This window comes from Bifidobacterium sp. M3-N-101, from assembly GCF_023656805.1.
GTDB lineage: Bacteria > Actinomycetota > Actinomycetes > Actinomycetales > Bifidobacteriaceae > Bifidobacterium > Bifidobacterium breve.
In genome coordinates, this window is the sequence record NZ_JAMOKQ010000004.1 from 64,741 (window position 1) to 79,347 (window position 14,607).

At 57.7% G+C, this 14,607-nt stretch carries 14 protein-coding genes; 8 read left to right on the forward strand and 6 right to left on the reverse strand.

Annotation, left to right across the window (positions count from 1 at the left end; all coding sequences use genetic code 11):
- Positions 1–195 precede the first annotated feature (195 nt).
- The 3 genes from NBH12_RS03925 to NBH12_RS03935 all read left to right on the forward strand — a co-directional run bounded on the left by NBH12_RS03925 (position 196) and on the right by NBH12_RS03935 (position 2,831).
- On the forward strand, positions 196–966 hold the full coding sequence (locus NBH12_RS03925) for a PLP-dependent transferase (protein ID WP_250819193.1): 771 nt from the start codon (positions 196–198) through the stop codon (positions 964–966).
- 158 nt (positions 967–1,124) lie between these two features.
- Positions 1,125–2,036, forward strand: a complete 912-nt coding sequence (locus NBH12_RS03930) for an SPFH domain-containing protein (RefSeq protein WP_003828713.1) — start codon at positions 1,125–1,127, stop codon at positions 2,034–2,036.
- 390 nt (positions 2,037–2,426) lie between these two features.
- Positions 2,427–2,831: a DUF4143 domain-containing protein gene (locus NBH12_RS03935; protein ID WP_250819194.1), complete on the forward strand. Its 405-nt coding sequence runs from the start codon at positions 2,427–2,429 to the stop codon at positions 2,829–2,831.
- A 62-nt stretch (positions 2,832–2,893) separates the two neighbouring features.
- On the opposite strand, the gene NBH12_RS03940 is transcribed toward NBH12_RS03935, so the two are convergent.
- Positions 2,894–3,739 (reverse strand): patatin family protein, encoded by an 846-nt coding sequence (locus NBH12_RS03940; protein WP_014483963.1) that lies wholly within the window; start codon positions 3,737–3,739, stop codon positions 2,894–2,896.
- Positions 3,740–3,865: 126 nt separating this feature from the next.
- Positions 3,866–4,660 (reverse strand): glutamate racemase, encoded by a 795-nt coding sequence (gene murI, locus NBH12_RS03945; protein WP_003832589.1) that lies wholly within the window; start codon positions 4,658–4,660, stop codon positions 3,866–3,868.
- A 130-nt stretch (positions 4,661–4,790) separates the two neighbouring features.
- Between murI and dapF the strand changes: the two genes are divergently transcribed.
- A complete protein-coding gene (gene dapF, locus NBH12_RS03950) occupies positions 4,791–5,690 on the forward strand; it encodes a diaminopimelate epimerase (RefSeq protein ID WP_065453649.1) in 900 nt (299 codons plus the stop codon).
- Positions 5,691–5,758: 68 nt separating this feature from the next.
- Here the strand turns inward: dapF and NBH12_RS03955 are convergent, their stop codons facing one another.
- Positions 5,759–6,478, reverse strand: a complete 720-nt coding sequence (locus tag NBH12_RS03955; RefSeq protein WP_014483960.1) for a vitamin K epoxide reductase family protein — start codon at positions 6,476–6,478, stop codon at positions 5,759–5,761.
- A 126-nt stretch (positions 6,479–6,604) separates the two neighbouring features.
- Between NBH12_RS03955 and NBH12_RS03960 the strand changes: the two genes are divergently transcribed.
- Entirely contained in the window at positions 6,605–7,498 is an 894-nt protein-coding gene (locus tag NBH12_RS03960; protein ID WP_250819195.1) for a PHP domain-containing protein, read from the forward strand.
- A 56-nt stretch (positions 7,499–7,554) separates the two neighbouring features.
- On the opposite strand, the gene NBH12_RS03965 is transcribed toward NBH12_RS03960, so the two are convergent.
- Complete coding sequence (locus tag NBH12_RS03965; protein WP_003832582.1) at positions 7,555–7,779, reverse strand: DUF3107 domain-containing protein; 225 nt, start codon at positions 7,777–7,779, stop codon at positions 7,555–7,557.
- A gap of 105 nt (positions 7,780–7,884) precedes the next feature.
- Positions 7,885–9,516: a phosphotransferase gene (locus NBH12_RS03970; protein WP_003832579.1), complete on the reverse strand. Its 1,632-nt coding sequence runs from the start codon at positions 9,514–9,516 to the stop codon at positions 7,885–7,887.
- Positions 9,517–9,598: 82 nt separating this feature from the next.
- Between NBH12_RS03970 and NBH12_RS03975 the strand changes: the two genes are divergently transcribed.
- A complete protein-coding gene (locus tag NBH12_RS03975; RefSeq protein WP_019727936.1) occupies positions 9,599–11,146 on the forward strand; it encodes an ATP-dependent helicase in 1,548 nt (515 codons plus the stop codon).
- Positions 11,147–11,216: 70 nt separating this feature from the next.
- On the opposite strand, the gene NBH12_RS03980 is transcribed toward NBH12_RS03975, so the two are convergent.
- Positions 11,217–12,947, reverse strand: coding sequence for a zinc-dependent metalloprotease (locus tag NBH12_RS03980; RefSeq protein WP_003832577.1), 1,731 nt, complete (start codon positions 12,945–12,947; stop codon positions 11,217–11,219).
- Between the two features lie 167 nt (positions 12,948–13,114).
- Here NBH12_RS03980 and NBH12_RS03985 point away from each other — a divergent pair, with 167 nt between their 5' ends.
- A complete protein-coding gene (locus NBH12_RS03985) occupies positions 13,115–14,038 on the forward strand; it encodes a S16 family serine protease (protein WP_003828735.1) in 924 nt (307 codons plus the stop codon).
- A gap of 91 nt (positions 14,039–14,129) precedes the next feature.
- A complete protein-coding gene (locus NBH12_RS03990) occupies positions 14,130–14,546 on the forward strand; it encodes a DUF3052 domain-containing protein (protein WP_003828737.1) in 417 nt (138 codons plus the stop codon).
- Positions 14,547–14,607 lie beyond the last annotated feature (61 nt).

Here is a 14,607-nt window from a genome sequence, read left to right on the forward strand (position 1 = left end):
GTTGCCGGGGCTTTCCCACCACACAAACTGGCGAAGACTCTAAAAATGGACTTGCGAAAATGGGATTGCTGTTTTTGCGTATATAGCCAATGCTTATAAGAACACATCAGCAATTGCAATATCTTCGTGCCGGTGTCACGCGTCAAGGCTTGCTAAGTTCGGAAATAGAATTTATGGCGGTAGGGGAGAGAATTGATGAGCGAAAGTTTCCAAACACAAGCCATCCACGCCGGATACGATCCGCTGGCTAACGGCCGTGCCTCCGTGCCGCCAATCTACGCTTCCGCCGCATTCGACCTCGGCGATGCGGCTCGCGGCGATGCGCTCGCGGGTGGCGACATCGACGGCTTCGAATACTCCCGTGTGGCCAATCCCACCGTCGATGCCTTGGAAAGGCGACTCGCTGCGCTGGAAGGCGGTATCGGTGCCGTTGCAGTGGGCTCCGGTATGGCCGCATTCATCAAACGCATTCGCATCAAGTACCTGCGTACGTTCGGTGCTGTGCAAAGTCCATTCAATGCCTACCTTTCGCTCGTTGGGCTGGAGACGTTGCCCCAGCGCGTCAGTCAGCAGGTGGCTTCGGCTCAGCGCATAGCCGAACATCTGACCAGTGCCCCGCATGTGACCAAGGTCAACTATTCCGGTCTCGGTTACACACCGCAATACGAACTTGTAGGCAAGTATTTCCCGCGCGGTGTGGGGCAAATCCTGAGCTTCCAAGTGGATGGCAGTGCCGACAATGTCCGCCGTATCATCGACGGTGCCAAACTGTTCAGCTACGTGCCCAACATCGGTGATGCCCGCTCTCTTATCGTCGACCCCGCGCACATCACGCATCGCGAAGTGCCGGCCGAAGCGCGTATAGCCGCCGGCGTCAGTGACAACCTGATTCGCCTATCCATAGGTTTGGAAGATGTCAACGACCTGATCGCAGACCTTGATCAGGCCATCACCGCAGCATACTGATTGGATGCCGCACATCTTTTATCAGAAGCCAGCATGCACACATAGTGAACAGTTGTACACATATGCGTACGATGTCTACCGCTTTGTTTGAACGCTGATACGATGGAAATCACGAGTCGAGGCCGAGGGCGGTCTCGACGTGGATGAAGGGAAACATCATGGCCGTATTCTTTGCTGGCCGGCTGATTGCATTGCTCATTATCATCGTGCTACTCATTGTTCTGCTGAGTGCCGCACTCTTCGTCGTGCCGCAGCAGCAGGCCTACATCATTGAGCGATTCGGCAAGTTCCTTAAGGTGCAGTTCGCAGGTATTCATATCCGCATTCCGTTTGTGGACCGTATCGCTATGAAAACCAACATGCGTGTCAACCAGCTTAACGTGCAGCTGGAAACCAAGACTCTTGACAACGTGTTCGTCACCGTGGTGGCCTCCACTCAGTTCCGCGTGAACCCGAACGATGTGGCCACCGCTTACTACGAGCTGCGTGACCCGGCCGGTCAGCTGCGCTCCTACATGGAGGACGCGCTGCGTTCCGCTATCCCTGCACTGTCTTTGGACGATGCCTTTGCCCGCAAGGATGACGTGGCTTTCGATGTGCAGAAGACCGTGGGCAACGAGATGAGCCGGTTCGGCTTCACTGTGGTCAAGACCCTGATTACCGCCATCGATCCGAGCCCGCAGGTCAAGAACGCCATGGATTCCATCAACGCCGCCCAGCGCGAGAAGGAAGCCACCCGCCAGCGCGCCGAGGCCCAGCGCATCCAGATCGAGACCCAGGCCGCCGCCGAGGCGGAAAAGACCCGGCTGCAGGGTGAGGGCCAGGCCAACTACCGCCGCGAAATCGCCAACGGTATCGTCGACCAGATCAAGAGTCTGCAGGCCGTGGGTATGAACATCAACGACGTGAACAACGTGGTGCTGTTCAACCAGTACCTCGATGTGATGCGTTCGCTGTCCGAGTCCGGCAACGCCAAGACCGTGGTGCTGCCCGCCTCCACGCCTGGCGGCTATCAGGATCTCTACGAACAGGTCACCAAGGCCATGCTCACCGCCAACGAAACGAAGTAATCGGCCCATTTGCAACCGCATCCATCGTTAGTGAAGCCCCTCCAAGCGAGGGGCTTCACTGCGTTTCAGCTCTGATTCCATATGAATTGATATCGTCGCGACCGGTTTAGATTTCAACGAGTGCGAAAATTGACTGTATGCAGATTGTAACGAGTGCGCGAATTACTCACCTATAGATTGCGATGAGTGCATAAAGACCCTGAGTTCTAAATAGAAGTGCAACACCTTCTTAAGTTAGAAACTGAACACTTCCAACCTTAGACAAGGTGTTGCACTTCTATTTAGAACTCAGAAGATGAATTCCTTTGGCTTACTCGTGCTAATGTTGCGCTGCCGGCATTTAGTGTTGCTGCCCCCGTGGCTCCGCTGAGAGCCAGTAAAGAACGTCGATTGCTGAAACTGTTCTATTCCGATGTAGGATTGCTGACCAGCTCGTATGGCAAGAAGTCAGCACTGGGCATACTGGATGGTCAGGCTGCAATGAACATGGGCGGAGTCTACGAGAATGTCGTGGCGCAGGAACTCACCGCGCATGGATTTACCAATCTCTATTACTTCACGGAAAAAGGGATTGGTGAGCTGGATTTCCTGATAGAGACCGATGACGGTGATGTGTTGGCCCTGGAGATTAAGTCGGGCAAATACTACCGTTCTCATGCAGCCCTTGACAATGCGCTGAACACTGACGGCTACGCCATTGACAGGGCGATAGTACTCGCGGAAACCAACGTATTCCAAGAGAAAGGAATCACCTATCTGCCAATGTATATGCTCTCAATGCTGATTAATGAGTAATTGCCACCTTGCCTTGCAAACTTTCTCGCTGACGGTTGCTCAGTGAGAAAAATCCGCAAAACTTACTTGCTGAGGAACTCGGGGATGGCCTCGGCCGCCGCATAGCCTTTGCGGTACATCATTTCCAGACCCTCGAAGTTCTTTTTTAGGGTGTTGAGACCATAGAGGTCTTCCGGGGCGAGAATCAGCACGCGGCCTTCTGCCTCATACTGTTTGGCCATCTCGATTTCGTCGTTATAGGTCTTGTACCGCATGCGCAGCTTCTCAGCCGCGGCGGGGTAAGAGCGTTCGAGGATACGGGCTGGAGCCAGATCCTTCTGCTGTTTGCGCACTTCGTTGCGCAGACGGGAGAGAATCAGAATCACCTTGTCGTAGCCATCATCCAATGCCTTCTGCACCGGGACTGGATCGGCGATGCCGCCGTCGAAATACGGCACACCGTCCACTACATACGGTTCGCATGCCACTGGCACAGCCGACGAGGCCTTGATGACATCGAAGTCATCGAATCGCGCACGCGACTTGTCGAAATACTTGGTCGAACCGTCTTCGGCGTTGCACGCTACCACGGTAAAGCCGGTGGGATTGGCCTCGAAAGCCGCGTAATCCACCGGGTTCTCGCCATCGTGGTTGCTCAGCGTGCCGTAGATATAGTCCAGGTTGGCAAAGTTGTGATTTTTGAAATAACTTTCCGCGCTCGCGTATTCCTTACGGAACGCGTACTTGGTATAGAAAGTGTGGTTGCGCCCATGCTGGCGGGCGATGAACGAGGTCATATTGGCTGCCCCCGCGGACACGCCGTAACACATGTCCACATCAATGCCATCTTCGAGCATGCGATCCATCACGCCGCAGCCGAAAATAGCACGAAAACCGCCGCCTACATCAATCATTGCGGTCTTTGCCATACCAAACCCCCTATTTTGCTCAAGTAGTCATGAGCTTACGCGCGCTGTTTGGACAAAGATGTGGGCGATGGACCCACGAAATGTCTGTTTATTTGCCTTGGCTCCCCTCAAAGAGGGTGGCCAAGGTCAGGCACTCAGCAGGTCATGCGACAGCTTGGCAATGCGCTCGGATGGGTCGGAATTGGAAATCTCCACGCGGCCAAGTGCATCCTCCGGTGCCAGCTTGCCCAATGATTCCAATACCACGCCAAGGTGACGAACCGTACCCTCGTTGCCATCGATGATTGCGGCATGCTTGGGCAGCAGTTCACGGAAATAGTCGCGGTAGAACACGAAATGCGTGCACCCCAACACCACAGAATCAATGCGGTCCAGGTCATATCGGTCAAAGTAGTGGTGCAGCGTGCGCATCACCAGATCATGATTGCCAAGCTGACCGGACTCCACAATCTCCACCAGGTCCGGGCAGGGTTCCTTGAAAATCGTGTTATCGGAGTCGAAACGCTTCATAAGCTCGGCGAATTTCCGCTCACGCAAGGTCAGGGGAGTAGCTGCCACAATCACCCGCTGTGGAATATGCTGCTGGCCGAGAGGGGCGTCCCCGCGGTCGCAAGCCACTTTCAATGCCGGCTCCATGCCGATGATCGGAATGTCATAATGCTCGCGCAAATCGTTCACCGCGGCGGAGGTAGCGGTATTGCAGGCAATGACCACGGCCTTGACACCGTGTTCAACGAATCGTTCCACGATGTCAAAACTTAAGGCCTTCACTTGCTCCGGGGTCTTGACGCCGTACGGGGCGTTGGCGGAATCGCCGAAATACAGCACGTGCTCAGCCGGCATGTCCTTGGCGATTTCTCGGGCAACGGAAATGCCTCCAAGCCCTGAATCAAAGACGCCAATGGGCGCTGATGAGCTCATGCCAGAATCCTCCTACAAGACTGCGTGCCGGTACGAAATGCCCGAGGCCGGCCGTGCGGCCAGTCCCACACTGTTCACGGAAACAGTCTGTGAACAGTATTGTTTCGTTCCCTAGAGTACTCTGAAAGCCATGAGTCTTCCGCAACGAGTAACTAAGACACACGCAACCGGCAATGATTTCGTGGTGTACCTCGACAAAACCGGCGATTTCGAGCCCACTGCCGATGAGATACGGTTCCTGTGCGACCGTCATTTCGGCATCGGCAGCGATGGACTGATTCGCCTGACCAAGCCTGAGTTCGTGTCTGATCTGAGCGATGAGCAAATCATGGCTGTGCAAGCAGGTGACGCTGAATGGTTCATGGACTATCGCAATGCAGACGGGTCGTTGGCTGAGATGTGCGGCAACGGCACACGCGCCATCACTTTATTCGCCCAGCGTGAGGGCGTGGCTGACTCCACCGAGCCGTTCCGCCTTGGAACCCGAGCCGGCGTCAAGATTCTGACCCCTCGTGGCAACGTGAAGCCGTATGGTGCCAATGTGTTCCAGGTGGAAATGGGGGAGTGGAAAATCGGCGAGACCGACGCCTATGAAGTCACTATTCCCGGCAACGATGGCTCGGCACGTGGCACGTTCGTCGACATGGGCAACCCGCATGTGGTGGCGGTGATTGAAGATGCCTTCTCCACGCTGCCAGTGGTCGAGGATCTGGATTTGGTCACCAAGCCGGTGGTTAACCCAACTATCGAATCCGATCAGAACGTGGAATTCGTGCGTATTGATGATATCGACCACAACACCGCAGTGGGTGAGGCGACGATGCGTGTCAACGAACGAGGCTGCGGAGAGACCCTCTCCTGCGGTACGGGCTTGTGCGCCACAGGCATTGTGCTACGCGCCAAGACCGGCATCTCACACTGGGACATCACCGTGCGCGGCGGCACTCTGCGAGTGGACGTGACCGACGAGGACGTCAAACTCACCGGCTCGGCCACGCTGGTTGCCGATATCGATTTGCTCCGTTCCTGACCTCCCTCTGGTGAGAGAAGCGCCAGCCGTGAGGCTGATGGAGGGAGAGATACGTCGTTATTAGCTGCTTATGCGGCGAACAGTGCTGCGCCCTCGGTGACGATAATCAGCACCACAATCGCCACAATCCACAGCACGTCAACCATAAGGTCGATGTTGAGGCGGTAATACTTGTTCAACCCGGCCGGTATCTGCGGCATATCGGAAGCGATGCCGTTCTCTTCGTCAGTGACCTTGCGAGACGGCAATCCCTGCACGGCCACGGTTGCGTGGCTCAACGCCATGAACTGGATGGTGGTGGAGAACATCAGCGTCAGGCACCACGGGCATAGCGCGTGAATCACGAACAGCGACTGCGTGCTCAACCAGTATGAGTAGGCCAATGCTGCCAAGCCGCCAAACCATGTGCAAGTGGCAAACCATCGCGGCACGCGCACGCGCGCCATACCAATCACGGCAATGGTAATGAACACTGATTCGGCGGCGATGCCGAAGAACGCATTCGGATAGGAGAGCCCGCCGAATTTCACGAGTTCCGCCTGCCATGATTGAGCCACCGTGGAACAGGAGACCACGGCATTTACATCACATCCCAATGAGGACTCAGGATGGCGTGCCAGCTGTAGCGTCTCGGCCGAAAGTATGAACGAGGCTCCCAATGCCACTGCCGAAGCAATCAGCATGATGAGATAAGTCCATGTGGCGCTGTGCCTCCAGCCAGTGAGCCGGGGAATTGAGGCAGTACTGGTATCGTTACGTGCGCCGTTTGTGCTGTTCGTGTGCGTCATGGAATCCTCCGGTGTGGGTACTGCGCTCAAGATTAACCGCTGTGGTTGTCAGATAGGAAGAGAATGTTCGGTTTTGCCTGGTAGCGAATCGAGTTGCAGACATGGGAGGGGCGAAATGAGGTTACGATGGACAGTATGACTGGATACGTGATGCCTATGGAACCGCCCACAACCGGGTGGGACATCCATTGCCACACCGCCTTCTCCGACGGCACGGAGACGCCGGCTGTGTTGGCCGAGCAATCCAAGGCTGTGGGGCTTAAAGGTGTATCCATTTCCGATCATGACACTACTGCCGGTTGGCCTCAGGCCGAGGCCGCGGCACGCAAGGTAGGGCTGCCGCTACTGCGCGGCGCTGAAATCACGGCCACCGATGACGGTGTTTCCGTGCATATGCTCGGATTCCAATATGATCCCACGGATCAATGCATCGTGGATCTGTTCGCGCGTACTCGCCAGGCACGATTGCGGCGTACGCAACGTATGGTGGAACTTATGTCCAAGGACCTTCCGATTTCATGGGAGTCCGTGCTCGCCCAGGTCAAGGAAGGCGGGAACACCACTATAGGACGCCCGCATATCGCCGATGCGCTGGTTGCCGCCGGGGTGTATCAAAATCGTTCTGAGGCGTTTGCCGATGCGGTCAGCGCGTCCTCCAAATATTACATTCCCACGCCGTCGCCGACCGCGCGCGAGGTGGTTGCTGCCGTGAAGGGGGCTGACGGTGTGATTCTGATTGCTCATGCCGGTGATTTGAGCCGAAACCGGAGACTGCTTTCTGATGAGCAGATTGAAGAGTTGATTGCGGAAGGGCTGGATGGCCTGGAAGTGTGGCATCGTGGCAACCTTCCCGAACAACGCGAACGATTGCTGGGCATTTGCGCACGTTACCATTTGCTGGTCACAGGCGGATCGGACTGGCATGGTAAGGGCAAACCGAATCTGTTGGGAGAGAACCTGACCGATGAGGCCACCGTGGCCGAAATCGTCCGACGCGGCGCGCTGCCGTTATACCGATAGCACAAAGCCTCCGCTCTCGCGGAGGCTTGCTGTAAGCCCTTGAACAATCCGTATCGTCACAGAGCGCCGAAACCGACGGCGTGCTTGGTCTCGGAACCGATGATGGCATAGCCCAGTGCCTTGGCGGGCACGATGATGTGACGACCCTTATCATCGGTCAGATTGATGGTTTCGTCGTTGGCTACGGCCTGTGCGATAGCCTTGCCGACGCTCTCGGCCGATTCCTCGGTACTGAAGTTCACCGGTCGTGCCACGTTTTGGATGCCCAGTTCGATGTCCATGAATGCTCCTCGTTGGTGCCCGTCGCCGGGCGGTTGATTGTTGGCTGTTTCCAGCCATATCCGTTGGTTCTATTGTGCCGCGTAACGTCGGCATGAGATGACCGGTTACGCGCTCGGCGTGGTTTCCGGAACTCCACGTGAAGGTGTGTCGTCCTGACCGTCATGCAAGGGATTGCCCTCGTCATCGTACCCAGCCAGTCCTGCGCGAGCGTCACGCAACGCCCTTTCCTCGCGCTCAAGCAAGGGAATAACCGTGGTCTCAGCACCAGACTGCGACAGGCGATCATTGGTATCGTCATCAGCCTCGCCCTTGCCGGCATCCTCCACGTTGGCGGAAGGTGCCGACGCCGCCTGCTGATCGTTCATCTCAATGAGCTCTTTGAGCGTGATGGTTACCGCGTCGTCACCTTGCTCGGCATTGGCGGGCTGCGGCTTGGTTGAGCCAGTGCCGGTCACCGGACTGCCGGCGGTTTGATCGTTATCCTCAGCGGCGGCAGGCACAGCCGGGGTCACGTCTGCTTCTCCCACGGCAACGACCTCGGCCGAGCCGGTACGATCCGGATCGGGGGTTTCGTCGGACGGTTCCGTGGTTTCGTTGGTAGTATCGTCATCCTCGGCGTAGCGGCGGTCATCCTCCCGCAGCAAAGTGCCGACGGTAATGGTGGATGGGGAAGCGGACTTGGCGGTTGCGCCAGCGGCCGGAGCGGCCGTAGACGGCGTAGTATCACGGCTGATAACGCCCAGCTGATGAGCGAGACGCTCAACCTGAGCCTTAAACTGCATGATGCGATTATTATCCGCACGATTCAATGCTTGGATAAAGTCGCCGACCTGCTCCATCTGCAACCATAGGTTGGCACGCAGCATGATCAGGTCATCAAGGCGAGAGCCCATCATGCGGCCGTATGCGGAAAGCACCGCATTGCGGTGGGATTCGTCAAGTTTGCCGAAAATCCAGGCAAGATCGCGCGCAGGATCATTGACCTGCATATCCTGCCAATTGGTCACGGCAGTAATAGCCGAACCCGAGAACAGGAAGTCGCCGTCTGAGAAGCCGCCATGCACCATGCACGTGGAGAACGACCACAGTCCCTCGGTCTCTATGATTCGCGCCCAACTATTGGTGATTTCCTGCGGCACATGTCCTGCCGAGCGCAGACGCTTAATCCAGGCGGTCAGTTGCGAACGAATCTGGCCAGTGGTGAACACCGGATATTTGGCGGCCGAGAGAAATGCCGTTGGCAGGCGATGAATAGCACCCAATGCAGTGCCGACCGAAGCGCAGTCATCAAGAGTAAGCAGGTCAAGCGAGCGCGCCTGTCCCTCGCGGTGAACTGCAATCATCACTGCAGTTTCCCCTGTCGGGCCGGGCTTACGGGCGCTCTGAGCCTCGGGCTGATCAGCGGACTGCGTGGTCGTCGTCTGCCCGATCTGAGGCTCGTCGCCGGGAGTGAATGCAATGACATGATCCAAATCGAATCCAAGGCCACCCGGCTCGCGGGCCAAGGCAAGCGTCTGAGCCGCTTGCACACGCCGTGTCAGACGAGCGCGTCCCTCTTTGGTGTCAGTGGCATATACGTCATACAGTTTGCCTGAGGCATCCTGCACCACTGCCTGATCGATGCCCTTGCCCTCATCGGTTGCGCTGGGCTGCGTGCTTCCGCGCACGCCCGCGATGACCAGATTCGGCAGGACAGCCGAGGTAAGCGCTGCCAGCATATAGTTGCTACGTTTCATCACTCTTCCACACTAATACATGTCCGGCTCTTCATGACGTAGTTTTCGCACTGGTTTTCGGTTTCGTGCCACAATGGAGGTCATGGAACAAGCGCAGCAGATTCTTGAAGGGCTCGATGAGCAGCAGCGCCGGGCGGCGACTACGCTGAATGGCCCGGTGCGCATCATCGCCGGTGCAGGCGCGGGCAAGACCCGTACCGTTACGCGACGCATCGCCTATGCCTGCGCGACGGGAGCATGGAAGCCCGAGCGGGTGCTGGCCGTTACGTTTTCGGTGAAAGCCGCTGCCGAAATGCGTGCTCGACTTGAGCAGCTGGGGCTGCAAGGCGGTACATCCGGTGTTACCGCCGCTACTTTTCACTCTGCGGCATTGCGCCAGCTCAACAGTGTGTGGGCCGATGTCTGTGAAGCACCATTCCCGCATCTCATCGAAAATCAGCGTGACACCGTATCTCGTGCCATCACTCGTGCTACCGCTGTACGAGATATTGATGCACTGACCGTGCGCGATGTACTGGCTGAAATCAATTGGGCCAAAATTTCTCTGGTACCCATCGATGATTACGCGCGTATCAGCGTAGAGGCCAATCGTCAGCCGCCCGCAGGGTTCGATGCCGCTCGATTCGCCGCTATCTATGATGCGTATGAGCAAGAGAAAACATCGCGAGGAGAAATCGATTTTGACGACATCCTGCTGCTGGTATGCCACATCATGGATGATTTTCCCGAAGCGGCGGCGCAGATTCGTTCCTCCATCGGCTGGCTCACCGTTGATGAGTATCAGGATGTTTCTCCGCTGCAGCATCGTTTGCTGAACTTATGGCTTGGGGGAGACGGGCCGAATGGCAAGGCCGCTATGAACCGCAATGTATGTGTGGTCGGCGACCCTGCGCAGACCATCTACTCGTTCGCGGGTGCATCCAGCTGGCATCTGTTGCAGTTCGCCGATGAGTTCGGCCCTCTGTCTGCAGACATCAACCTCAACACCGACTACCGTTCGACTCCTGAAGTGGTGGGTCTCGCCAATCGGGTGCTTGCCGCGGCCCCCAATCGTGAGGATTATTTGAAGCTGGTTTCCGCCAGGGAGAAGGGGGTGCGCATCAGCCGAACGGCCTATGACACCGATGACCTGGAAGCACAAGGTGTGGCGGCTCGCATCGCACGACTTGTTGCACAGGGTGCGAAGCCCTCCGATTGCGCGATTCTGACGCGCATCAACGCGCAGCAGCCGGTTTTCGGTGCGGCATTGCGCGCGGCAAGGCTGAAATTCCGCGTGCGTAAGGATTCCGGATGGCAGTCTTCGTCGCTCGCGGATGATGCCACGACACGCAGGGCCCTGTTGGAAGCCATGGGATTGGACGCCACAGGCAGCCAGCAGAGCACCGACCCCGGCGTCATGATTTCCACCATCCATGCGGCCAAAGGTCTGGAATTCAAACACGTCTTTCTGGTAGGCTGCTCCGAAGGGCTATTGCCGTACGGGTCACCGGAACCGGGGGAGACGTTGGAAGAGGAGCGACGGCTTATGTACGTGGGCGTCACACGAGCCGAGGACTCGCTGCATCTGTCATATGCGCGGACCAAGGATGGGTATGGGGCGCAGCAGCGCCGCCCTTCCCGCTTCTTGTGAACATTGCTTCAAGCAGCTTTTCTTCGGCTCGCTCGGTGTAAATAATGTGCCCTAAGCGATGGCGATGCCGTCACTCGTTCGGCTGTTGAGGATTGTCGGGCTGGTCCGGGGTATCCGGGCCGTCGTTGCCATCTTCGCCGAGCAGTTTGGACAGTTCGGCATCCCAGTCGATGTTGTCGGTCTTGCCATCCGCTGCAGGGTGCGAAGTAGAGCTACCGGCATTGACGGAGGATTGAGACGAATCACTCGATTCGGTCGCAACGCCATCCGCGGGCTTGTCACCAGGCAAGGCCGGCAGCAAATCCGGGTGCGACCATTTGGCATCACGTCCGTCCGGCCCCTCGGCCACCGTGATCATCTCCCACAGGCCGGCGGCTTCACGCATGCGCTTAGGGCGTAGTTGCAGGCCGAGCAGGCTCTCGAAAGTGCGTTCCGCTGGGCCTCCCATTGCACGCTCGCGGCGCATCATTTCGCGCAGCTGCTCGATATGCGGAAGGTGAGCCATGCCGGCACGCCACACCACGCAATCCACCCAGCCTTCAACCATGGCCAGCAATGATTCCAACGATGCCAGCGCTTCACGCTGTTCAGGCGTATCGGGGATGCCTACTTTGGTGAGATTCACCGCTCCGGAAATCGATTCAGGATCCATGGAAGTGGCATCGCGCAGTTGTTCTTCCATGGCATCCAAATCAATGGAGATGCCACGCGCATACTTGCCGATGAGTGCTTCAAACCGGGGCATCAGCCAAGGAACCGAAGCATAGAGGCGGGCATGGGCCATTTCCTGCAGCGCAAGGAAAGACAGCACCTCGGACTCGGGAATCTTATCGTTGGAGTCGAATCCGGCGAATGCTTCCTCGAATGCGGCGGTGTCTGCGGCGTTTGCGTCATCCGAGGACTCGACGGTTGTGCTGGTTTCGCTCGAATCGGAATTGTCAATCGTGCCAGCACTGGTTGCGGCCGAAGTGAAGCCAATGGGATTGGTTGTTTCACTTGTCTCGTCAGTGGCTTCCGCAGGTGCCTCGCCATTCAGCAATTTGGCGTATTCGGTGGCGTTCTGGGCTATCAGGCCACCGGCAGGGTTCTTCAGCAGAGAGATGCCCTGATCGAAGCTGCCATGCACTTCATGGCTCAGATTGCCAGCCGCATGACCCAGCTGCATGGCAAAGGACGTGTTGCCCAGCAATTTCATGAGTTGGCCGGGATCCTTCATGCCGTCAGGAATCGGAATCGGCACTGGGCCTGCGAACATGCCGGCCACTTCGCCGTTGCCAAGCATGCCGCCGAGGCGCTCGGAAATCACCGAGGCCAAAGCGTCGTTCATCGACTCGGCCACGGGAGCGGCGAATTTGGCCCATTGGTCGATGGTGCCTTCCACCCATCCGGCGCGGGTGAGCACATCGGGCTCTCCGGGAGCGGGATCGAACTCGCATGCCGTGTCCAGCCACAGATTCGCCTCGCTCATAGCACGTCGAGCGGCTTCACCGTCCACTGCGGACACGCTGGGCTGAGAGCCGGAAGCGTTGGCCTGCTGCAATGCGATTGATTTGGCGAGCTTGACGTTGATCGGTCCCTCTTCGACCGTGCGCTGCATATCGCCCATGGTGTTCAGGCCGCCGGCACTGAACGCTGCCATCATCTGCTGGACTTCCGCAGGATCTGGCAGACGGCTCGGATCCTGGCTCATCATCTGCGCGCGAATCTCCTCTGGCAGCTGGCCGATCTGTTGCCAAGCCATTTCTCCCTGAATCGGGCCGAAGCACTTGATCAGCCATTCGTGAATCGCGTTGTCGTCCATGCGTATCCTTCTTTGCCGCGGTGTGTTATCCCAAGTGTAGGTTGTGCCCGCGCCCGTTCGCTGGAGGCCGAGGAATATGTGTGTTGTGTGTTCATTTCGGTCACTCGCATACACTGTTGCATATGTCTGTACGTCACACGAATCGGCAATCCGGGTCTTTGGCCGCTATGGAAGCCCATCCAGAACACGATGATTCGGCCGCGTCATCTTCCAACTCATCCAAGGAAACCGGACAATCGCGTTTTTCGCGCGCCGCGCAGAGGGTGAGGCGATACCTGGCGGCTCGTTCTCCGCGTCATTTCATCGGCGCGTTTGCCGTATTGCTCGGTGTGGTGATACTACTGCTGCCCAGCCCGTATGTCATCGAGGGGCCGGGGCCGACCCAGAATGTGCTCGGTAGCGTCGAGGACGGCGCAGTCATTGATGTATCCGGCAAAGGCGTTTCCACGTACCAAGATTCCGGCTCATTGCTGTTGACCACGGTCAACGCTTCCGGCGTGCCCGGCTACACGATTATCAATGCACAGGCCGTGTGGGCATGGGCGAACCCGAAGATGGAGATCATGCCAAGGGAAGCGACGGTGCCAGTGGGGCAGACGGCCGACGAATATCAGAAGACGGTCGACAAGGACATGGCCGGTTCCCAGTCCTCGGCCAGCGAAGTGGGATTGGCGTATGCCAAAGCACACGCCGATGAGTTGGGCATTGATGCCGCATCGCTCGCCCATGCCAAGGTGACGATGCATGTGGATAGCATCGGCGGGCCGTCCGCCGGCATGATGTACACGCTGGGCCTTATCGACAAGCTGACTCCCGAGAGTGAAAGTGGCGGCAAGACCATCGCCGGCACGGGCACTATCGACAAGAAGGGCAATGTCGGCAAAATCGGCGGCATTCAGCTGAAGATGGTTGGAGCCAAACGCGACGGTGCCACATGGTTCTTGGCTCCTGCGGATAATTGCAGCGCGGTGGCAGGCCATGTGCCCGACGGGCTGCGCGATGTCAAGGTCGCCACCTTGGACGAGGCCTATCGGGCACTGGTGGCCATCGGTAAAGGACAGGCCGACGACTTGCCGCATTGCACGGCGTGAGCGCTTGGAATTTTGCGGTGAAACGGTCACAAAGCGAGATTTTTGGTCGCGTTAACGTATTTGTTCGCCATGACTTGCTAATGTAGCCCCTGTGAATCAAACGGCATCGCAGAACGCTGAAGAATTTGGTTTCAAGCCCGGCGACATCGTCCAGGAGTGGCTCTGGGACGACGACGTGGACGACTCCGTACGCGCCAAGATCGAGGAGCTCACGGGTGAGGAGCTTGTAGACGAGGATTATGACTCCGCCGTGGATGGTGTCATTCTGTGGTGGCGCGATGGCGACGACGAGGACGAACTGTCCGATACCATCGTCGATGCCTACGCGGTGCTCGGCAATGACGGCCCATTGTGGGTGTTGACGCCGAAGCCCGGTCGTCCGGGAGCCGCCAGCTCTTCCACCGTGCAGTCCGCCGCCCAGACCGCAGGCATGAACGCCGCCACTCCGCTGACTGTCAGCCCGGACTGGAATGGTATCCGTCTGCGCGCTTTCGGCAAGGGCCGCTGAATCGGAACGACGGGCGGAAGCCATGGCCTTGGCGAAAGGTCATGATTGCGGCGTCCGGCGT